Here is a 21,976-nt window from a genome sequence, read left to right as displayed (position 1 = left end):
TTTAAGTCTTCTTAAATGGAAGATTAACTTGATTCATCCAAGAACAAATGTAGACCTGCGATATATATTGAAAGTTAAGTTTGTGTTGTGAAATTTTGTTTATTCATCACCTATTTCCTGAAAACAACAACATGAGTGCCGGAATACCGGAAGCATCGTAGCAAGAAACAGGAGCATCGGGTACTTTTGTATAATCCTTTCCGGTAAGATGCTGCCTATTTTTATTTCTCCATCCGTGCGAAACTGTCTGTTCTATCCAGTCTGAAAACTGTGTCTGCCCGCAATCATACACAAGCATCGCCATATATTGGGCAAAAATAGCCGTATATATCCCCTGCTCTTCGCCCCTTCTATAAGGAAAGAGATACAATGGAGGCTCACATAGGGTATTCATGGCGTAATTTGCCGCTGCAACAGCGTTATCCAAGTACGATTGTTCGCCGGTAAGCTTATACAAGAGGCAAGAAGCACCTATAAATGTTCCCTGATTGTACATGGAAGCAGACCAGGCTACGCCATCACCATGACGGCTATCGGCTACATTTCCCGTCTTTTTATTGAAAAGGTGTTCCACACCCCATGCATAAATCTCTTGGGCGTTTTGAAGATAGGTATCCCGACTGTGCCATCTTGGATAACGAGGATCCCCATTAAAACCTATTTTATCGTCTGTTTGATGCTGCTTATCCGACGGGTCTATGTTGTTGTAAAGTGTAAGCGCTGCAATTACCGTAGGAAAATTGATGCATGCCATCTTGCCATTATCGCGATTTTCCGGCGGATTTGCGTTGTTCCAGTTCCAGAACATGCCGCCATGTTCTTCATCATAAGACCCCCTGTCTTTCAAAAGATAGGACCCATGCCAAACCCTACAAAAACTCTCATCTGCCTTTTTCAGGTATTCAGGGTTTTTAAAAATGCCGTATGCGCGTGAGAAAGAGACGGTCCACCACATGATATCATCATATATAAACCATCCATTATGGGGGTCCTGATTATGCCAGTCAAAATGAACATAATGATTACCTGCTCCCTGATATATTTGGTCTACAAGTGTCTTATACTTTGACTGCTTAGCTTTATCTCGTTCTGCTGAAGCTTTTTTATACGCATTCATCGCCATATCCCAATACATGGCCTGGGTCCATATCGCACCGACCTGAGCCTTTGTATCGGCACCATTCGCTATAGCTGTATTTACTTTATAGATGTGCGTTTGGGGGTCGAACAGGTACTTGTTAAAGGCATCGTAGGCTGTCCAAACATCCGAATTAGATATTCCGGCTGACAAGTTAGATCTGTCAATACGCGACTGGTTATTAAGAGATTCGTGATGGTAAGCATTTACATGCAATCCAACGAACAAGCTTATAGCTGTGATAAACATTTTCATATTACTTCTTTTATTATCTTGAATGGAACTATCCTCTACTTGAATGTACAGACCCGCTCAAACCATGTTCAAAAAACACCCAAAATGTTCGGTTTTAATAAAAAACCAATGCGCAACATACTGGTATGTTGTTTGTAGTCGATTAAACTCTCGCCATTACCCTGAAACCACTGCAACATCAGGTATTGATTTTCATCCTTAAATGGCCGCCAATTGAGCTGCACCTGCATAGATCCTTTATTGTTCCAACCTTTACCTTTCTTCAGTATGATATCGGCACTCCATATATCAGGCTTGATGATGTAAGAGCTAGACAGTTCACCGAGTCCCACGTAGGTTAGCAAATCCGGATTGTCATCTTTATAAGCCATCGGTAGCCAAAAACGGAGTCCTAGCGTCAGGCGCTCTGTCCACTGCGATCGTAAGCTAACTGCGAAAAAGTTCCAACTGCGCGAATAGATAGAATCACGACCATTAGATTCATGTTCCAAGAAAGCAGAGAGGTAACTTAAGCGATGTCCTTTGAGAAAAAATGGCCTTACTAAGGCAAAACCGGGATTGAAATTAATTTCATCGAACGGTTTGGAGCTCTTGTAGATATCCCAAAAAGCCTTTTGGGTATACATCAGATAAGGAAAAACCCCACCCGGCAGGGGTGTTCTCCTCAAGCGCTGCTTGAAGCTTATCTGGTATTTCACATCTGAATTATCCCTAGAAGGTTTTTTGTTGAGCGGTATCCCGCTGATAAAATAATTATCCCGATGCATGGAAAAACCTGGCTGATCGATCATCAGCTCACTCGCTTGAAAATCTGCGTCTTTCTCAATGATCTGCGCGTTGGATGTTCTTATCAAGCCTAAGAGCACAAGGTTTAGAATCAACATGAATTTACGCATGACCAAACATAACAATTAATATGTTGGTTACAAAACCCTATTTTTTCAAATAGAAAAGGTCCCCGGATACAAACAAATGTATTCCAGGGACCTTACAAAGATTCAAGAAAAGTTACTCCCGCTATGGAAGTATAAGCTCGATTGTCTTACTATAATTTACTTGGTTATTTACTTTCGCAGCAACCCGTACATAAACGCGGTTTCCGTTTGCTTGGATTTTGTATAGATTGTTTACAAAATTCGCATCCTTCGTTAAGTCAAATGTAAAAGTCCCTTGAGAAGCCGCCCCTAAAGAATTCTTAGCAGCATAGTTAGAACTATTGATATCAACACCTGGTGCGAAATTCCACATAACCGAAACCTCTGTCAAATTAAAATTCTCATCCGTTTTATGGATTTCATAATCGACTTCAAGACGATTATTCTCATCCGCATGAGCGTGTATGTCAATCCGACTAAAAGGCACTGCATGTAAGTCTAACTGTGTTTGTCCGTCAATTGTTACATATCCTTCACAACCATTAACGAAAGGGCCGTTAATCACCACTTTATAGTCGCCGTTAAACACCGTGCTATTTTCGTATGTACCATCTTGTTTTGCCCTAAAGTCTACGGATTTTGTTGCATTGGTTTGTTGTTCAATTAAATTGACTAACACCCCCGCATTACCTTGTACTGGCAGCGGAATCGGTTCATGTGTTTCCTCATCATAGACAGTACCGTGTATTCCACCATCTGGCGCTCCGTAGTTGTCAATATCGTTTTTACAAGCACCGAATAAGGAAATAAAAATTCCGAACGCAAATATTAAGCATTTATTAGTTTTCATAACCTGGATTTTGAATAAGTTTGGGATTAGTACTAATGTCCGTATTATTTAAACGGATGTAATAATTTTTTTCTAAAAACGAACGCAACTGTTTAGGAGGTACACCCGTTGTAAATGTGTATTTACCATCGCTCACATTATACCAAGGGTATAGTGCAGTACCTCTAAAGTTGGTTAAACCACCTTGCTTAACATCCAAATGAGCAATATGCCAACGCTTCATATCCCAATAACGCTGTTTTTCAAAAGCAAGCTCAACACGGCGTTCATGGCGTACTTTTTCGAGCGAAATCTCATTTAATAATTTAATCCCTGCTCTTTCCCGTATCGCATTAACCGCATCAAGGGCTTCACCATCTTTCCCTCCAATTTCCATACAGGCCTCAGCCAAATTAAGGTAAATCTCACCTAGGCGAAAAACCACCCAAGGGGTTTCTGATTTGCCCATATCCATATTGGTTTGGGTTTCATCAAAGAATTTTCGTTCATAGAATCCGGTTTTGGATGCATCTCCGATATCTGCTCCCCCATCTTTGCCTGAAGCTGAGTACTTCTTCCCATCAACCATCACACTGTTATCCTTATCCGGTTGATTATAGGCCTGATAACGGGTTCCGTCCGCTCCTATAATTCCACGCAACCATTCCACTTTAGAATCTTTCAACGGACTTCCCGGCACGTACACCGAACCGAATAAACGTGGATCTTTTCCGTCAAACAGCTCATAGGGATCATCATACCTTATGGGTGTCACCCCGTCATCTTCAAACAGTTTTAATTTTCCATCTGTACCATCTGTATACTCAAATTCCTCTACCATTTCCAAGGTTGGAGCCATTCCGCAGCCCCATCCTCCTCCACGGTATGAAAAAGGTGCATTCATTTTATCCCAGCTGTGTGCTTTCCCACCTGATAGGCTGTATTGTTTTTGAAAAATATATTCACCATTATTCCCGTTCACAGCCTTTGAAAACAAATCATAGAAATTCTGTGCTTTATCGGCATTTTCATCATATAGGTGATACACATTTAAAGCAAAAATCTCTTTCGATGCATTATATGATTCAGTGAAATAGTGCGTTGCCTCACTGGAAGGAATACCTACCAAACCGTTGATCTGAACAGATCCGTATTTGGCAATAGACCCGGCATAAAGTGCTGCTCTAGACAATAAAGCGAGGGCTGCACCTTTTGTTGCTCTGTACTGTTCACTGCCTGACCTCGTTACTGGTAAAAAGTCAGCAATTGCTTTACATTCATTAATGATAAAATCATAACATTCCTGCTCGGTATTACGAGGCACCTGAAGCACGGTAAAATCGCTCGGATTGAACTCCTGTGGCTCTACCAATAACGGAACGCCGCCATAGCGCTTTACAGAGGAAAAATACTCCATTGCTCTTACAAAACGTACTTCCGCATTATATGCTTGCTTTTGCTCGTCGTTAACTGCATCTGTATTCTCCAGGTTCAACAAAAATTCATTGGCTCTTCTTATATGCACATATCTGTCTGAAAATTTATCTTCAAACAAATAATCTCCATAAGTATAAACGGTATTAGCATTGCTAAAAGCAGGATCTTTTTGATAAGATCCTTGTGCTTCGTCAGATAAGGCAGTTGGGTTCAGGTTATTTTCCTTACCGGTATACCAATCGTCAAATTCATCTAAACGCAGTCCGCCATCGTAGAGATTGACTAGTACAGCGTCAATAGCCTTTGAGTTTTTCCAAATCTGATCGTTTGTTATAAACCCACTGGTGTCTTCACGATCTAAATAATCCTTGCAGCTACTCAGTCCTGCAGTGCATAAAGCCAGCAACAAGAATCCCTTATATATTTTTGATATCTGTTTCATTTTATTAACATTTAAAAACTTACATTAACACCGAAGTTCATGGTTTTCATCTGAGGATAATAACGCAGGCTACTATTGTCTGCCTCCGGATCGATATACTGCATTAATCCGTCCTTATTTGTAAAAGTCAACAAGTTATTACAGTTTAGGTAAACCCTCAACCGTTCTATTCCTTTATCTGCAAGCCATTTACCGGGCAGTGTGTAGCCAATCTCTATGGTCTTCAGCCTTAAGTAATCAGCTTTGTGCAAAGACCAGGTGTTATTGGATCGGTTATCTCCAAAACCGCTCACGCGTGCAGCAGGCATTGTCCCTGGAATCCATTCGCTGTTCGGGTCGGTAGGATCTGCCCGATGCCACCGGTCCATCATAAAAGCAAAACCATTTCCCAAGCCTTGCTGAATGAACGGATCCAGCACATCTCCAGAAAGGTAAATATCATGTCCGGCAGCCCCCTGGAAAAACAAGGTCATGTCAAAACCCTTAAATTGCGCACCAATATTTAACCCATAATACATGCGTGGTGTAGAACCATGGCCAATTGGCTGCACATCATTATCATCGATAATGCCATCATGATTCACGTCCTCAAACTTTAAATCACCTGGCAATAGTGATTTATTGCCATTATTATCCTGTATCGGCGAATTCAGAATATCCTCATACGAAGTAAATTGTCCTATTGCCTTTTTTCCCCACCGGATATCTTTATAACGATCATTGCTGTTATTTCTCCAGTTATCATATTGGTTGGTAGATGCTGTTCTTTCTACATAATCATTTTTTATACGGGTAGTAGAAAAATTGGCCGACACATTGTACTTGAATTCACCTACTGCTCCCCGATGCCCCAAACTTAGTTCGAAACCTGTATTAATATCAGAATTCAGATTTTCCTGCGGCATAGACTGTCCGAATGTTGTTGGTAAAGATCCTTGCCGAGTCGCGGGTAGGCCGGACCGATTTCTTCTGAACCAATCGAATTCAGCTGTGAGCAATCCGTTTTTATAAGATGTTTCGAATCCAAAATTCATGATTTTTGATTCATACCAACTTAACCAGGGGTTAGCCATTCCGCGGGAAGCCAATCCAAGTGTCAGACCTTGGTTTCCGAAAACATACCCACCGCTGTAGTTGTAACCATCCAGGTACTGATAAGCATCAAAATCCCCTTCATCACCCACTTTGGCGTAGGAGCCTCTTAATTTGAAATTATCGAAATCAGGTAGAGACTCTTTGAAGAAATTCTCCTCGGAAATACGCCAACCTAGCGATAATCCAGGAAAAAAGCCCCAACGATTATCAGAACGGAACTTATAAGAGCCATCATATCGGAAGCTCAACTCTGCCAAATACTTGCCTGCGTAAGCGTAATTAAATCTACCTACCAAACCGGCATGGGCTGTTTCTGCAGAAACCCCACTTGTATTTTGGTTAACTTTGTCACCATAATCAATATCATCAATTAACCCAATAGTATACTGTCGCCCACCAAGAATTGAAGTTTTCCGGTCATTATACATTTCCCAAAGCAACATTCCGCCCACATCATGTTTACCTCCAAAGGTATGGTTGTAGTTTAACGAGTACTGCTGTGTAGGCATGTAATAGTTTTCCATTTTGGATTCTAAACTACCTAGGCTACGTATAACTTTTTCATTGTATGAATCGGCGGCAGCATCATAAGTGTATTCAGAAAGTTCTTTCTTCCATGTTTTCCATTCACTATTCTTATAATCGTAGGCAAGCATAGCTTTTGCGCTTAAACCTTCTACCCAAGGAAGTTGCCAATTCAGGGTCACAGAACTATTAAATTCCCTTCGCAAGCGTCTTTCATAACCGGCATTATCTATATAAGAAGTGTGTACCGGATTAGGCTTATCTCCAACTGCTTGCCAATAATCCGGATTATTATTAGCAAAAACATCAAAAGTAGGAACAGCCATCTGCGCCTGTCTAAACAATTCATCACCTTCTGCCGGCTTGTTTCTATCTTGAAAGATGCCCCCTAGCTTCAGGTCTACAGAAAAGCCCTTTGCAACCTGCATGCTGATATTCGATCGCACATTGTATCTGCTGAATTTCCAATCGCCCGATCTTAAAATCCCACCTTGGTTCAAATAACCGAATGAATTGAAGTATGAAACTTTCTCATTCCCACCAGAAACGCTTACATCGTGAGACATTTGAGGTGCTGTTCCGCGCACCATCTCGTTCCACCAATCCGTTCCGCCACCGTTTTTATAGCTAGCCAATTGTTCATCAGTAAAAGCGGGGGTTGCTGTTGGATTTACATTTAGAATAGCCTCATTATATAAAGAAGCGTACTCGTAAGCATTCATCATCTTAGGGTAACGGGTAACCTTTTGTATTCCGGCAAAGCCGTTGTAATCAATCTTTGGCTTCGATTCGGCGCCTTTTTTTGTTGTCACTAATAATACACCATTTGCGCCCTTAAATCCATATACAGCGGCAGCGGCATCTTTCAAAATAGATATAGACTCAATGTCGTTTGAGTTAATCTGTGCAAAATCGCGCTGCACCCCATCTACGATTACGAGCATATTGCCATATCCACGAATATCAACGGATGCGCCATCATCCCCAGGGGCACCTGAACGTTGCACAGCTCTCAGACCAGGAAGACGACCGGCCAACATGTTGGTCACGTTCGGTGTTTTAACTGTATTTAGCTCTTTGGATTGAATAGAAGCTACAGACCCCGTAACTGATGCCTTCTTTTGCTGCCCATATCCTACAATTACTATTTCATCTAGTTGTTCTGTACTTTCTTCCAAGGTTATCTTAACGGCCTGTTGATTATTTAGGGGGTAATCAACCGTCTTATAACCGGTGTAAGAGATCGTTAAGGTAGCCGAACCCGGAACGCGCAGAGAAAAATCGCCATTCGCGTTCGTGGACACACCAACGCCAGCAACATTTTTCTGAACAATAGAAGCTCCGATTATGGGTAAACCTTGTTGGTCTACAACCTGCCCTTTCACCGTTATTAAGGATGCTTCCTGCGCCTTAGCGGCAATAAATAAAACGAGCATGCAGCACATGAACAGCACTGCTTTTGGCATAAAATGGCACAAAGGAGGCCACATACCAGCATTTTTTTGCTTATAACAAATTTTCATTTTCGTACGATTTTTGGTTAATGTCTTTTTCTAGACAATTTGATTAGCATTTGATTTTACATAGAGAATTAAAGGTTATATGAACTATTTAGTTTCAAAAAAATTCCCGCCTTGCGGATACAAGTTTTTTGATCTTATCACACTTTTCATTCAGCGCTCTAGCTCTAATTGTATCTGTTCTAAAGTCTTTCCTTTTGTCTCTGGCATAAACCGCCAAATAAACACAAAAGATAGACCCATCATAAGGGCGTAGAAAACAAATGAATACATACCGCCGTTTACATTCCCCTCAACAATGATGGGGAACAACCAAGAAATAATGGCTGCCATGATCCAGTGTGTAAAGCTTCCGAGCGAACTTCCCTTCGAACGTACTTGGTTTGGAAAAATCTCGGAAATGAATACCCAAATCACTGCACCTTGGGAAAACGCAAAAAATGCGATAAAACCAATTAAATAAATTAGAATCAGCATATTGCCCGCCAATTTCTGGCTAAACGTATAGGCCACTAAACCCAAGAAAAAAACCATCCCCAAGCTTCCGATGAGTAAAAGCTTCTTCCTGCCAAATCTATCTATAACAAACATGGCCAAACAGGTAAACAATAGATTGGCTCCGCCGATAAAAACAGGTTGTAAATAAGCCAATGATTTAGAAAATCCCGCCATCTCAAAAATCCTCGGCGCATAATACAATATCGCATTGATACCACTCAGTTGGTTAAACATGGCCAGAAGAACGGCATATAGGATTGGTTTAACATATTTCTTTTGGAACAGGGGTTCCTGATGACGAACAGCAACATGTTCGGCTGATGATAAGACCTTATCACATGCATCAACATCTCCTAGTTTGAAAAAAATCCGTTGTGCTTCTGACACTTTTCCGTTGATTGCCAACCATCGCGGACTTTCCGGAACGATGTTGAGCAATACGAAAAAGGCCAATGCAGGAATCACCATAATACCTAACATCCAACGCCAGGCTTCGTCGCCCAGGCCTACAAAAGCAAAGTTAGTGAGATATGCCACAAAAATCCCCAATACAATCATCAGCTGAAAAGAGCTCGTTAATCGGCCTCGGATCCTTGCTGGTGCAATTTCAGCAATATATATAGGTCCAACCACAGAAGAAACTCCTACTGCCAAGCCTCCCAAAAAACGGAATCCTACAAACCATAACCATATGTGTGCTGTGGCGCAACCAACGGCCGACAATAAATATGCAACAGCTACCACCAATAACACACGTTTTCTACCATACTTTTGAGCTGGTTTGCTTGCTACCAAAGAGCCCATGACAGTACCTATCAAACTTGCAGAAACGGTAAATCCTTGCCAAAATGAGCTAAGTGCCCACAATTCCTGTATCGTTTTTTCAGCACCGGAAATCACTGCCGTTTCAAACCCGAAAAGAAAGCCTCCTAAAGAAGCAATTAATGCATATTTGACGGCTAATTGATAATTTGTTTTACCCTCCATAAGATTCGGTTCTATGCGTTAGCTTGAAATAAGATGATGCTCCAGAAAGCGCAGCACATTCCCCCATTTGTGCCAGCTTAATCGGAACATGAACACGATTATCAGATAATAATTCCAAACATGTTGGAAGAAAATAAGCATGTCCCAGCGTGATATTTCCTCCTATAATAATTATCTGTGGATTCAGGTTAATGACGTATTGCATAATGAAATCCTTTAGCCATACGCTTAATTGCCTCATTGCATTTTTAGCCGGGGGTGAATCTGATAATTGAATTTCAGAAACAACCTGTTGAACATCATTCGCTTTTTTGCCTCCTACCGATCGATAATGTTTCAAAACACCCCTTGTAGAGATATAATCTTCCGAAATCCCGGATAGAAAGGGTGATGATCCAAAATTCAAATCTACGGTTACATTATTTTCGTGAAAACCTGTTCCCAGACCAGTACCTAAAGTCATCCCGAATACCCGATTATATGTTTTTCCAGCACCGAAGAGTACCTCTCCCCGCACAAATGCTAGTGCATCGTTGATAAACAAAATATGATTTTCCGGAATGCGGAATCGTTCGGCGAAAATTTGTCGAATAGATATACCATACAGGTTTTCATACTTATTCATGCCCTTTATAAGGGATATACCATTGGCATAATCAAAGGGGCCAGGCATAGAAAACGCTAAGTAAATTTCATCGGCGGAATGCTCACGTTTAGAAAGCACTGCAGCTATAGCATCCAGCCAAACGTCTAAAATTTCACTGGCCGAACCCTCCGCATTAACAGTACTTCTCACAATACTTTCTATTTTTACCGTACAGGTTCTGGGGCACACAAGTGCAGCAGTAATGTGCGATCCACCCACGTCGACACCAATAATTGTCACTTTTTCTTGCATGGCATTCGGTTACGGCAACAAATCCGCATTAGTGGGACGCGCAGGGTCGTACACCGCTACAGCAACCTTAGAATCGGCACAACCATAATACAAAAACCATTTATTTTTGAAGAAGACCAAACCTTCAATAAAGACCGTACCATCTACGTATTGGCCACTTTTTTCGAAAGCTTCCATTGGCCGTAAGAAGGGTACATCCAACCGCGCCACTACTTTCGTCGGGTCTTCACTCGAAAAAAGCACTTGCCCTGCACTATAAGTCCCTTTATTGAATCGGGGATCCCCCGATTTAGGACTGTTTTTGCCATTATACAGTAATACGATACCTTTATCAGTTAGCACTGCGGGCGGCCCGCATTCGGTTAAACTACTATCAAAATATCCTGGTCTTGGACGGATAAAGGCTTGTAACTGACCCGATTGATCTACTACAGGCTCCCAATCTATCAAGTTATCTGAGGTAGCACCAAACACGCCCGATTCGCCCCAATACATCCAATACTTACCATTTATCTTCGTAATTACCTGCTTGCCATCGTTTAAAGTTGTCAGAATGGAGGCCGATTTATGCGATTTGTTCAATATCAAATCAGCATGCTTGGCTTTGGCAAAAATGGGCCCATGCTTCGTCCAATGCTCAAGATCGCGCGATGTTGCCACTCCTAATCGAGGTACTTTTCTGTTCCATTGTGTATAAAACATTACGTATAAACCATCTTCCGTTACAGCCACACGTGGATCCTCTGTACCTCCGGGCCATTCAAACTCCTTTTGGTTATCGTCACCAGGATAAAAAACGGGTTTGCTTTGTCGCTTAAAATGCAGACCATCCTTACTGGACGCATAACCCAATCGGGATGTCCGATGACCAATACCTACTCCGGATTTATCTTCGGCACGGTACAATACCACAATTTTACCATCTTTAACGGCAGCCGCTGGGTTAAAAGTGTCATTGTTTTCCCAAGCCACCATTTCCCCTGTCATGGGATCTTTAAACTGCGTATGTGTTAAAGGCGATATAACCGGGTTTACACCGTCTGGCCTAACAAAGCCACCAAAAGCCCAATCCGGCAATACATTCTGCTTGCCCTGCCCCATTACAGCCAAATTCCAAAAGAGGAAACAGCTTACAATAAAAAAGTACTTCTTGTTCATTCGTTTAATTCTTAGTTCCCATTTCTTTTGCCCCACCTACTTTATCACCGTAATTAAAAATCAGCAAGAAAACCGGTTTTGCAAAAAACATAAAAAAAGGTTAGCCTCTCAATCTAGTTCACAAACATAACTTTAAAAAACCAGTTTAGCAAGCTAAAAAACAAATTATTTTCTTCGTATGGTTGACTGTCTAACGATTAATCTGGATGGAATAATTTTTTTTGTATAAACAACTCTATTGCTGCCACGCAAAATACGTTTTTGCAGTGTCTGAAAAATAGCCTTGCTTAAATCTTCCAAGGGTTGTTCGATTGTGGTAATAGCCGGATCAAACAATCTAAATAAATCATTCTCATCAAAAACAGCCACACCTATATCCTCTGGAATATGTTTTTGCAAATCGCGCAATGTTTCCAATCCGGCTACACAAAGGTAATTTGTAGCAAAGAAAAGTGCATCTACTTGCTGATGTTCTTGCAGAAACTGCTTTATTTCATTCTTATAATCACTTCTATTTGAGCAATAATTCACACTCAAAACGACCTCATTTCCATTATTTTGATCAATGGCTTGCTTATATCCGTTAAGCCGTTCCACCATTTGGCTCTGACTGGAATCAAGTGTAACAAAACCAATGTTTTTAAATCCCTCTTCAACCAAGTGCATACAGGCTGCATAGGTAATTTCCTGATTATTTGTCCCGATATAATCTACTTGTACCCCATCCAACATCCGGTCAAATACCACCACGGGTTTACCCTCTCGCATCACTTCCTCAACGGCTTCTTCCATACCTACAGGAGGCACAATGATATATCCATCAACCTGAGTCTCACGAAACAATTTCAAAATATCGATTGCCTCCTGTGTATTACCCAGCGTACTGCTATATACCACGCGATACCCCATGGATTTTGCCCGTTCTTCAATTTTTAAAGCAATGGGACCAAAAAAAGAGTCGCCGATATTTTCTACAATCAAACCAATACTGTTCGATTTACCTGTGGCCAAACTCCGAGCCAGGTAATGAGGCTTGAACCCGATTTCTTCCACATAACCCAACACCCGCTTTTCCAACTCTTTACTTATCCGCCTTTCCTCTGCCTTACCATTGATAATAAACGATACGGTTGATTTTGCAATCTGAAAGTGCTTGGCAATATCATATATAGAAATCTTTTTTACTCCCATAACCGGCAATTGGTAAACGGCTCAAACTTAGGAAAAAATCCGTTCCTCTTAAAACGAACTTACCCACATCTTTCCTTTTCCAAATTCCTTTGGTGTTTCTGATGCTTCTACAACCAGGGTACCACCTCTTGCTATTTCATCGTGCTTAAGCCACACACGATCCAACGACTTACCATTTAATTGTATACCTTTTATATAGGGTCGTCTATCGCCAAAATTTTTCACCCTTATAACGAATGGCTTACCGTTATTTTTTAGCACTATTTCCGGAAATAGCGGAACGTTTAAATAATATATAGGTTCTCCTACACAGGCAGGCTGCAAGCCAATGGCCGTAAGCACAAACCAGCCAGACATGGCTCCAGCATCGTCGTCCATGGTACGGATGTAGGCTTTGGGTTCGTTTTTATAAATGCGGTCTATAAATGCACCGGTTCCCCTGCTATTATCGTTAAAGTAATATTGAATAACCGTATCCAAAGCCAAATGATGGGTGAGCCATTGATACTTCCAAGGTTTATCACTTGCATAGTATAATAGCTGCGATTGCATATCCGGCTCGTTGGCCCGGTTAAAGTAATGGTTATCAAAAAAACCATCCAACTGCTCGGTAAAAGCCGCTTTCCCTCCGGCCAGATCAACGAGCCCCTTCATATCGAAAGGCACTGCCCAACGATATTGGCGAATGGTTCCTTGGTACATCCCACGGGCCGACATCCGATCGACATCTCCTTTCGACAAATCTTTAAACTCTCGGTTCCAAACGGTTTGATACTCGGCAGCACGTTGCATGAGTGAATCACTCCGCTGTTTGTCTTTCAACACATCAAAAATATGTGATAAAGCCCATAAGTCGTAGGCTGATTCGAGCGCACGGTCGGGTTTACTAAAATTAAACCGCGTAGCCTCTAACAATAGCGAGTCTTTTATGGCTTCGAAATTGACCGCGTAACCTTTCCGATAAGCGTCTAACAAAACCACCTCGGCATGTTCCGTACGCACGGTATTGCTCGGCTCGGTTTGACCGGCAAAATCATGCTTACCATGCGCATACAAACCTGCAAGGGATTGGACGATATCGCCATAAATAGCTGGATAGGCCAGACTAAGCAAAGGTAATTGTGTTTTGTAGTTATCCCACACGGCCCATCCATGGTATCGTTTCCCATTGGCCTGATCAGTTTTGCCATCTACACCTCTGAAAGTACCGTCCGGTTCGCTGATCAGATAAGGCGATTGTAGGGTACGATACAGTAACGAATAGAAAAGCTGTGTTCTTTCCTTTTCTCCTTTCACGACTATCTGTCCCAGCAATTGATTCCAATCGGTGGCGCTCGACTGTTTGGCTGATGCTATTCCTTTCTGCTTCGGTGTAGCTTTTACTGCATAGCTGGCCCCTACGGTAGAGGTACCTACATACACTTCTAAATCCTCCACTTCATCTGCTGGAAAGACCAGTACTTCATGTTTACTTAATGGAGTGAGCTTGACAGGGCTAGAAAAGGCCAAATGGTAAAACCATTGATAAACACCAGCGTGGCAGACGGTCTTTCCCTTGATCCAGCCACTCAGTGTTTGATCTTCCAGCTGATGATATTCATCTACAAACGTACGATTAATGCAATAACCTAAATCTATGCGGATACCCTTCTTTCCTTTGGGGAAATGATAGTGATGTACTCCTCCTTGTTGGTTTACCGCAAAACTGGCCTGTATGCCATTGGTAAAAGAAACCGCATAATAGCCCGGCTCTGCTTGGTCGGCAACTTTCATCAATGGTTTCTCATCATCGGTATCACCCAAAAAGGGCTTTACTAAGAGCAGACCACCACTTCCCTGGCAACCTACCCCCTCGAAGCGATTATGTGTAAAACCCAAAAATTCTTTTGCGAAATACTCATAACCCATGTGTGTGGTAGGATTGGTTTGTGGACCAATACTCAACATACTGAACGGATACGATGCAGCGGGCGATAGTTGTCCGTGATCACCGGATGAGCCGAGAAAAACATTGACCAGGGGTTGTTTATCCAGACCAGCCTGTTGTGCTAGCGCGCAACCGCCCATTAATAAGGCCAAACAAATACTTATGCCACGGAGCAGGTTATAATGGTCAATTTTCATTCGAATAATTTGTTTATTCATTACTTGTACGTTTTTAAAGGCATTCATGCTGCCTTCGGCGGTTTTAATGGCAATGAAGCTTGCATACATTCATCATGCCTTTTGTTTATGGCAATTTATGCAGGTTTCATTACTTAAATTATTTAAATCGTTTTAGCTAATTTAAATCACCAAATGCTTTGCAGTTTAAAAAGAATCATACATGATGGGCAAAAACAAATTTGGTTTCTGGCAAATGTACAAATGTAAATTGATTTTCTGCACCATTCTATGGAGATTTCAGTAGGAAAGATGAGGATAACCCATTTTATTTTATTGCAAATTTCATAATGCTTCCTGCTGCATGCATTATGAAATTTACAATTGTCATTTACCAAGCGTTATGAAATTATTAAAAATTCAAAAATAAGGTATTTTTTTTACCATTTTTCTTGCAAAAAAAAGCAAATAGCTGGTATTTTTGGTATTGTAAAATGGAAAATATGGATATACCTTTACATCGATTATCTGTTTTTACTGCCGATCTGTCTTGCATCACCGGCAAAAGCATGCGATCATGCCAGCGCTACATGCAGCAGATTCGGGACATGTTCAATTTAGGGAAGCAGCAGCCCGTAACAGTATACCACTTTGCTGAATACCTGGATATACCGGTATCCAAAATCGCTGCTTTTTTGAATATATCCCGACAACGGTAGCACGGATAGCTGAGCAATGGGATTGCTCCGTGTAAAACACATTTTTCTGTTCCCATGGCCACGACCTTTCTTGGGTCGTGGTTTTTTATGCGGCTATCTAGCGCTTGTTTTCCTCTAAAAGTATTTACCTTCAACCTATCGGTATTCACCATTGGCCTAAAAGTAATTACCGAGAGGTTTTTACTCATTACTTCTTACGCAAAAGCAATTAACTTGAATGCAAAGGCAATCACTTTTACCTGGTAGGTAACTACCTTTAACGTTAAAGTAATGAGCGAAACGCCGGAAGTAACCACCTTGAGGTTTGAAGTAACTGCCTTTCAGTTCAAAGTAAACACCATCAGGATGAAAGTAATTACTTTGTACTTGATAGTAATTACCTAGAGGATGAGCATGATTACCTTGTACTCGAAAGTAATCACCTTGTGCGTGAAAGCAATCACCTTTACCGTAGAAGTAATCACTTATGCAACAAAGGTAATCACCTTTGCTTTAAAAGTAACCACCTTCAAGTTCATGGTGTTTACCTGAGACACTGGAGTAATCATCTTTGCATTAAAACCAATTACCTTGAACTTGCAGGTAAACACCTTGAGGTTAAAGGTAATTACCATTGAGCCGAAGGCAATCACCATGATGCTCATGGTAACCACCCTCCACCTCAAAGTAACCAGAAAAACCGAAAATTCAATGTACCATTTTGACACTTAATCGGACAAAAGCGCCAAATTCGGACAAAAGCGCCAAAAACGCCAAATTCGGACACGACATTTCGCAAGTATACTAACCTTTGTACTGTACATCAATGGATGGTGTGCCAAGTAAATAAAAAGGTTTTTATGTACACGAAAAGAAAACATCCCAGGCGGCCACCTTAAATAAGGGTTTTAGGAAACAGCTCTTATAGCAACTTTATGCTTTATGCTTTATGCTTTATGCTTTATGCTTTATGCTTTATTAATTTTTAATTTTAATTTTTTATATCATGCAAAACAGATACGCAAATACCAGTTTTAATAAAATGAGTGATGACGCTTTCGCTACTTTAGGCGTAACCGTTATCACGGCTATGACAGCGAACCCCAATTTCGAAACACCCTCACCGGCCTTAGCCGATGTGCAGGTTTTGGTGGATGATTTCCGCGATAAACTAGCCGTTACCAGAAAAGGAAGTCCATTTAATACCAGCGAGAAAAACCACAGTAGGCAATTGCTGGAGACCGAACTCAAAAAATTGGCATTCTATGTCAATACCGTAGCCAATGGTGCCTTACACATTGTACTGAGCTCGGGTTTTCCCGTAAAACAGTTGCGAACTGCGCTGGATATTCCAGCCATTCCCGAACGTCTGCGCCTAATGGACACTTCGCAAAGCGGTCAGCTCCGCTTCGATTTCAACGCAGTGAAAAGCGCTTGGGAATATGAATATTGTTATGCAACTGAAACAGACGAGCAGAATGAACCGATTTGGACCGATGTTTTCACCACTACCCGATCGCGTAATAATATCCTTGCTCCTTTGCAACCCGGCAGCATATGCCACGCTAAGGTACGCGCACGCAATGGCAAAGGCCTGAGCGATTGGAGTGCCCCGGTGAGTTTAATGGTTAGGTAGATATTACCTCTAGCTTACAAGAGTTGTCCGCAGTACGCGGGCAACTTGTTAAGCTCTTTTTACATGATGAGCTGTGTTTTTCCAATTTTTGCTATTCCTCCTTGATATGGGTAATTTTCATCCATAGTTTATAATTAATTTTTTTGCTTCCAAACCTGTAAATCGCTATGTTGTCGAATTGTCTCAAAATCACGATCGGCATGCACTATTGTTATAGCATGAAAAATGGCATAATATGCAATCAAGCAATCATTACTTTTACGGATGGTTACGCCCTTTCTGCATTCCAATAATTCAGCTTGAGGGGTATCGTTTTTATTCAGGAAATCAATCCATACAGAGGTATCGAAAAGTAAAGGTGTGCTCATAGGCTACGCATCTGGTCTAGGTCTCCCTCCCAAGTACCCTGTTTTCTTAATGATAAGATGTGCTTGCGCTGCATTGATATAATATATTGCTTTAAAGCTTCATGTACCACATCTTTTTTTGTTCTTAACTTGCTTATTTGAAGCGCCTGTTTAATAAGATTTTCGTCTAATTCAATGTTAGTTCTCATAGGTTAAAGTTTATGTGTAAAGATACTAAAATCTATACACATAATATATTGTTCCTTTTTCTTAGGCCTAGCTCGCTCTGGCTCGACAAATTAGGATAACGTTATTCAATCAAGACCCGCCTTGTTTCCCAGTTAGTACATTTGTTTTAGTCCTTTTATATTGCTAGTTTTGTATATCAAAGAAATTTCAAACCATATTGTACAATGCGCGGTACAACTATTCGAGAAAAGTTATATGATTACATTCGTTTTGCGGACGAAAAGAAGGTAAAAGCGATTTATGCCATAGTTGCCGATGAAATAGCCGTAAAGTCCAATCCATGGGACGATCCTGCATTCATGGCTGAGCTTGACCGACGGGTCACCGAGTATGAGCAGGGCGAAAAAATGTCAACCTGGGAGGAAGTGAAGGCTAAAGCCAAAGCTTTAAAAAAATAATGGCTTATTCCGTCATCCTACACCCTGAAGCCGAAAAGGAATATCTTGCTTCATTTCTTTGGTATGAAGAGCGATCTGAAGGCTTGGGAGATCGTTTCGCTCAAGTAATCGATAAGAAAATACAATCTATTCTTCAAAATCCGTTACACTATCCTGAAAAGAGAAAAAAGTACCGTGAAGCGCTAACGGACGTATTCCCTTTCCTTATCGTTTATAAAATATATCAAAAAGATGAGGTGATTTTTATCGCCTCTATATTCCATACAAGCCGAAGACCTGGTAAAAAATACCGAAAGTAAATTGTTTTATCCTCCGTCTTTTTCTCAATGAGCTTTTCAACAAAGGACTTTGAGCCACCGTTAAACAATCTATATTCTAATGAAAATAATGTTTATATTTGACGTGCGAACAATACTAAAAAGTCATTATTATGACAACAATCATGTTTAACAATATGCCTGGCAGAGAGCAGGTGCAAGTCCTGCACATTTCCAGACTTTTTGGGTGTTCGCAGCACTGTCAGGCTACTTATTTTAATTTTTCAAAAAGTTATGCGAACGCCCAAGAAAAAGAAAGTAAGCAGACAACCCAAGGTTAGAAGCTTAAAAATCCAACCCGTTATCAAATTTAATCGCTTTAGCCAAACCACTGTTCCTATTATTAGGCTTAGCGGGCTTTGGCTCGACAAATTAGGATTTAGTCCCGATCAACGAGTTAGAGTTACAACGATGAATAAATTGCTTATCATTAGTTTGGATGAAGATTAAGATTAAAAGCCGCCGGTTCTGATAGGATTGGCGGTTTTTTCGTGATAATCTCAATTACTTCGCAATTATGGCATTTTATGGCGCAATCCAAATTAACGTTCAATAAAAAGATTTGTTCAGCAGAACTGAACAAACCTTTTTATTGAACAAATTACCTATTCAGACAAGACTACCGACCTAACGCTTTTCTACGCTCTATTTCAGCTTGCAGACTCTGAAACCATTCCTGATACACCTTTGGTTCATAGATCATCTGCTCTTTATTGTCTTTATTCACCTGTCCCCAATAACCATTGCGGCTGGACTCGGCTCCTTCATACATGGTAATCTTTACCTCAGTTAGATTATCGTTAACTCCTTCTATATAGAACATCGCTTTAGAGGTATTGGCATCTTTTGCAGTGCCTAGCCAAAACCGTTGAGAAGCAGCGTTTTTATTTTCAATACGTTTGCTGGCATTGATAAGACCGGTTTCTTTATCTGCACGATCTATGATGTAGCTTTCGGATTGGAGCAGACTAATTACGGATTTAAAAACAAGTTCTTGGTCCGACTCAAATTGTTTGGTGGTCATCATCTTCACTTCGGCGGGCGATTTGGTAACCATCTTGGTAGCACAGGATGTTAACAGTACTACATTACATACGAGTAAAAGTATTCGTTTCATATTTATATATGTTGAAAGGTTAATAAGCGGTTGATACTACGGAGTAATCTTCTACTATATCATTTTCATCGAAGGTGATGATGAGATCAAAAGACTTACTGGTGCTGCTTTGACTGGCACGCTGTCCGGAGAAAAAGTCGGTCGAGCCTGCTTTATGTTCCACAGACATCCGGTTATAACTCCAAACTTCTTTATTTGATTTATTTTTGGATACCAGATTAGGGGCACCAAAGAGTTTAAGGATTTCATCCTGCGAAGTCTGTCCTTTTTTTAACTGGCTTTTCACCACACCTATTGTGAGATTGCTTTTCTGCGCATTGCCTTCGGTGCCATATTTATAGCTCTTGCAGGCACACAAGGAAAGAATCAAGAGACTTGATAGTAATAGTTTTTTCATTCTAATAATTTGTTTTTTAATCATAATGAAGCTTGCATGAGCGGTGTTTTATTTTTTTATAGCTCATACAGGTTTCATCTGTTTTTATGTTTTGCCAAAAGTATTTAATCCATAAGAGCGAGCATTACGGAAACCCGTAAGGCAAGCATTTTTCCTATGTGTAACTTTAGGCCAAAGTAAAAAACAATTGATGTAGCCTATGTGCACAGTTTCATGCATAGCTATGCACGTTCACTGCATTGGAAAACGTATCTTTGTATGTATACCAAATAAAACCATATGGCCACCAATAAACACGCAATTATCCGTTATGAAGCATTGGATCGGTGCTTTTCCAATAAGGGACGACAATTTTTCATCGATGATCTAATCGCTTATGTATCGGCAGCCATCGAAGAATATAGTGGATCGAAGGCTTCCATATCACGCAGACAGATCTTCAAAGACATGGATTTCATGCGCAGTGAAGCCGGATTTCGTGCACCGATCGAATCTTACAAAGAAGGGAAAAAGACCTACTACCGTTATTCAGACAGAAGCTATTCGCTTGCTATGCAACAGATCAACCCAGTCGAAGCCGATCTTCTGAAAACGACATTGGATATGCTTGGGAGATTTAAAGGGTTGCCACAGTTTGACTTTGTCCAAGAGCTGGCCTTGAAATTAAAAAAGAGTTTTCAATTGGAGGATTTAGGTGATTGCATTTTTTTTGATCAGAACGAGTATCTTAAAAACCTTCATCTCCTAGGCGATCTGTTAAAAATTATCCAGCATAAACAGGTACTGCACGTACGGTATCAGTCATTCAACCAGGATCGGGAAGAAAGTTTTCTGCTTCATCCTTATTTCCTAAAGCAATACAACAAACGTTGGTTTTTATTCGGCCAACGGGAAGATTTTGAAAACTGGAGTAGCCTGGCCTTAGACCGCATCATTGATTTCTCCGTTCAGCATGACGAAGTCTATAAACCAGCATATATTCATCCGGATGAATATTTTGAAGATCTGATTGGCGTCAGTAAACCCATCGAATTAACCGCTCAACTTGTTCGGATCAAAATCAATAAGAGCCTTTGGCCTTATATCGACTCTAAACCGCTACACCCCTCTCAAAAGATCTTAGAAAAAAAGGAAGACCACACGATAATACAGCTGGACGTGATTCCAAACTACGAATTTTATGCGCAGATACTAAGTTTTGGGCCAGCTGTAGAGGTAATTGATCCAGAGAGTGTCCGATTCACGATGAAGGAAAAGTTGGTTGCTATGTTGGGGAATTATTCTTAGTTATTTGCACCCTCAAAAATCGTATCTCGCGCTATTGCGGAAACAATCGGATTTTATCCAATAGAAAAAACTTGAAGAATTTCCTGAAGTATAGTTGGAGTAAGTAATACGCCGTCATCTGCTTCAATATACGCTTCCAATAATCTGGCTTGAGGGGTATCCTTTCTATTCAAGAAGTCGATCCATACCGATGTATCGAAAAGCAGGGGTACGCTCATAAACTACGCAATTGATCAAGGTTTCCCTCCCATGTACCCTTTTCTCTTAGCGATAAAATATTCTTTCGTTTCATGGAAGCGATATATTGTTTTAACGCTTCATGTACCACATCCTTTTTCGTTTTCAGTTTACTGATTTGAAGAGCTGTCTGAATGAGATGTTCGTCTAATTCTATATTTGTCCGAATACTTATAATTTTTGCAATGTGTAAAGATAAATAAAATCTATACACATTGCATATATCATCGGCTATTTGTGCTCATACGAAAAGATAAGCCCTTACGGAAAACCGTAAAACCTGCCCATTTACCTCCACTATCTTAGCGGGCAACAACAACGATGTTACTATGCACATCCACT

23 protein-coding genes are annotated in these 21,976 nt (G+C 40.8%); 7 read left to right on the top strand and 16 right to left on the bottom strand.

Going from position 1 to position 21,976, the window contains the following annotated elements:
• Positions 1–106: 106 nt before the first annotated feature.
• From ABD930_RS14835 to ABD930_RS14790, 10 genes are all read right to left on the bottom strand, one after another.
• Positions 107–1,393, bottom strand: coding sequence for a glycoside hydrolase family 76 protein (locus tag ABD930_RS14835; RefSeq protein ID WP_345232523.1), 1,287 nt, complete (start codon positions 1,391–1,393; stop codon positions 107–109).
• Positions 1,394–1,461: 68 nt separating this feature from the next.
• On the bottom strand, positions 1,462–2,289 hold the full coding sequence (locus ABD930_RS14830; protein ID WP_345232522.1) for a phospholipase A: 828 nt from the start codon (positions 2,287–2,289) through the stop codon (positions 1,462–1,464).
• A 121-nt stretch (positions 2,290–2,410) separates the two neighbouring features.
• On the bottom strand, positions 2,411–3,118 hold the full coding sequence (locus ABD930_RS14825) for a DUF3823 domain-containing protein (RefSeq protein WP_345232521.1): 708 nt from the start codon (positions 3,116–3,118) through the stop codon (positions 2,411–2,413).
• Positions 3,108–4,976, bottom strand: a complete 1,869-nt coding sequence (locus ABD930_RS14820; RefSeq protein ID WP_345232520.1) for a RagB/SusD family nutrient uptake outer membrane protein — start codon at positions 4,974–4,976, stop codon at positions 3,108–3,110. The genes ABD930_RS14825 and ABD930_RS14820 overlap by 11 nt, the downstream gene beginning before the upstream one ends.
• 11 nt (positions 4,977–4,987) lie before the next feature.
• The gene (locus ABD930_RS14815) at positions 4,988–8,119 is read right to left on the bottom strand and encodes a SusC/RagA family TonB-linked outer membrane protein (protein WP_345232519.1); all 3,132 of its coding nucleotides are present in this window, start codon (positions 8,117–8,119) and stop codon (positions 4,988–4,990) included.
• 150 nt (positions 8,120–8,269) lie between these two features.
• A complete protein-coding gene (locus ABD930_RS14810) occupies positions 8,270–9,601 on the bottom strand; it encodes a sugar porter family MFS transporter (RefSeq protein ID WP_345232518.1) in 1,332 nt (443 codons plus the stop codon).
• Positions 9,591–10,499 (bottom strand): ROK family protein, encoded by a 909-nt coding sequence (locus ABD930_RS14805; protein WP_345232517.1) that lies wholly within the window; start codon positions 10,497–10,499, stop codon positions 9,591–9,593. The genes ABD930_RS14810 and ABD930_RS14805 overlap by 11 nt, the downstream gene beginning before the upstream one ends.
• A gap of 9 nt (positions 10,500–10,508) precedes the next feature.
• Complete coding sequence (locus ABD930_RS14800) at positions 10,509–11,657, bottom strand: glycoside hydrolase family 130 protein (RefSeq protein WP_345232516.1); 1,149 nt, start codon at positions 11,655–11,657, stop codon at positions 10,509–10,511.
• A gap of 165 nt (positions 11,658–11,822) precedes the next feature.
• Positions 11,823–12,848, bottom strand: a complete 1,026-nt coding sequence (locus tag ABD930_RS14795) for a LacI family DNA-binding transcriptional regulator (RefSeq protein WP_345232515.1) — start codon at positions 12,846–12,848, stop codon at positions 11,823–11,825.
• Positions 12,849–12,896: 48 nt separating this feature from the next.
• Positions 12,897–15,062, bottom strand: a complete 2,166-nt coding sequence (locus ABD930_RS14790) for a glycoside hydrolase domain-containing protein (protein ID WP_345232514.1) — start codon at positions 15,060–15,062, stop codon at positions 12,897–12,899.
• Positions 15,063–15,454: 392 nt separating this feature from the next.
• On the opposite strand from ABD930_RS14790, the gene ABD930_RS14785 reads away from it, so the two are divergent.
• The gene (locus ABD930_RS14785) at positions 15,455–15,670 is read left to right on the top strand and encodes a hypothetical protein (RefSeq protein WP_345232513.1); all 216 of its coding nucleotides are present in this window, start codon (positions 15,455–15,457) and stop codon (positions 15,668–15,670) included.
• A gap of 985 nt (positions 15,671–16,655) precedes the next feature.
• Positions 16,656–17,285, top strand: a complete 630-nt coding sequence (locus ABD930_RS14780; protein WP_345232512.1) for a hypothetical protein — start codon at positions 16,656–16,658, stop codon at positions 17,283–17,285.
• Between the two features lie 134 nt (positions 17,286–17,419).
• Here ABD930_RS14780 and ABD930_RS14775 read toward each other — a convergent pair whose 3' ends face one another.
• Both ABD930_RS14775 and ABD930_RS14770 read right to left on the bottom strand, forming a co-directional pair.
• A complete protein-coding gene (locus tag ABD930_RS14775) occupies positions 17,420–17,653 on the bottom strand; it encodes a PIN domain-containing protein (protein ID WP_345232511.1) in 234 nt (77 codons plus the stop codon).
• Complete coding sequence (locus ABD930_RS14770) at positions 17,650–17,841, bottom strand: type II toxin-antitoxin system VapB family antitoxin (RefSeq protein ID WP_345232510.1); 192 nt, start codon at positions 17,839–17,841, stop codon at positions 17,650–17,652. The genes ABD930_RS14775 and ABD930_RS14770 overlap by 4 nt, the downstream gene beginning before the upstream one ends.
• Positions 17,842–18,045: 204 nt before the next feature.
• On the opposite strand from ABD930_RS14770, the gene ABD930_RS14765 reads away from it, so the two are divergent.
• From ABD930_RS14765 to ABD930_RS21890, 4 genes are all read left to right on the top strand, one after another.
• A complete protein-coding gene (locus tag ABD930_RS14765; RefSeq protein WP_345232509.1) occupies positions 18,046–18,279 on the top strand; it encodes a hypothetical protein in 234 nt (77 codons plus the stop codon).
• On the top strand, positions 18,279–18,578 hold the full coding sequence (locus ABD930_RS14760; RefSeq protein WP_345232508.1) for a type II toxin-antitoxin system RelE/ParE family toxin: 300 nt from the start codon (positions 18,279–18,281) through the stop codon (positions 18,576–18,578). Before ABD930_RS14765 ends, ABD930_RS14760 begins: the two co-directional genes overlap by 1 nt.
• A gap of 131 nt (positions 18,579–18,709) precedes the next feature.
• A complete protein-coding gene (locus ABD930_RS14755; RefSeq protein ID WP_345232507.1) occupies positions 18,710–18,877 on the top strand; it encodes a hypothetical protein in 168 nt (55 codons plus the stop codon).
• The gene (locus tag ABD930_RS21890; RefSeq protein WP_425571135.1) at positions 18,831–19,046 is read left to right on the top strand and encodes a SymE family type I addiction module toxin; all 216 of its coding nucleotides are present in this window, start codon (positions 18,831–18,833) and stop codon (positions 19,044–19,046) included. Before ABD930_RS14755 ends, ABD930_RS21890 begins: the two co-directional genes overlap by 47 nt.
• Positions 19,047–19,215: 169 nt before the next feature.
• Here the strand turns inward: ABD930_RS21890 and ABD930_RS14750 are convergent, their stop codons facing one another.
• The gene (locus ABD930_RS14750; protein ID WP_345232506.1) at positions 19,216–19,713 is read right to left on the bottom strand and encodes a hypothetical protein; all 498 of its coding nucleotides are present in this window, start codon (positions 19,711–19,713) and stop codon (positions 19,216–19,218) included.
• A 19-nt stretch (positions 19,714–19,732) separates the two neighbouring features.
• Positions 19,733–20,110: a hypothetical protein gene (locus ABD930_RS14745; protein WP_345232505.1), complete on the bottom strand. Its 378-nt coding sequence runs from the start codon at positions 20,108–20,110 to the stop codon at positions 19,733–19,735.
• A gap of 279 nt (positions 20,111–20,389) precedes the next feature.
• Between ABD930_RS14745 and ABD930_RS14740 the strand changes: the two genes are divergently transcribed.
• Complete coding sequence (locus ABD930_RS14740) at positions 20,390–21,397, top strand: helix-turn-helix transcriptional regulator (RefSeq protein ID WP_345232504.1); 1,008 nt, start codon at positions 20,390–20,392, stop codon at positions 21,395–21,397.
• Positions 21,398–21,450: 53 nt separating this feature from the next.
• Here ABD930_RS14740 and ABD930_RS14735 read toward each other — a convergent pair whose 3' ends face one another.
• Together ABD930_RS14735 and ABD930_RS14730 are read right to left on the bottom strand one after the other, a co-directional pair.
• The gene (locus ABD930_RS14735) at positions 21,451–21,615 is read right to left on the bottom strand and encodes a PIN domain-containing protein (RefSeq protein ID WP_345232503.1); all 165 of its coding nucleotides are present in this window, start codon (positions 21,613–21,615) and stop codon (positions 21,451–21,453) included.
• Positions 21,612–21,848 carry a type II toxin-antitoxin system VapB family antitoxin gene (locus tag ABD930_RS14730; protein WP_345232502.1) on the bottom strand — a complete coding sequence of 79 codons (237 nt, stop codon included), beginning with the start codon at positions 21,846–21,848 and terminating at the stop codon, positions 21,612–21,614. Before ABD930_RS14730 ends, ABD930_RS14735 begins: the two co-directional genes overlap by 4 nt.
• Positions 21,849–21,976 lie beyond the last annotated feature (128 nt).

Origin of the sequence: Olivibacter ginsenosidimutans, from assembly GCF_039542865.1 — a bacterium.
Taxonomy (GTDB): Bacteria; Bacteroidota; Bacteroidia; order Sphingobacteriales; family Sphingobacteriaceae; genus Olivibacter; species Olivibacter ginsenosidimutans.
The sequence above is the reverse complement of the archived record's forward strand: the minus strand, read 5'-3'. Positions and strand labels throughout refer to the sequence as shown.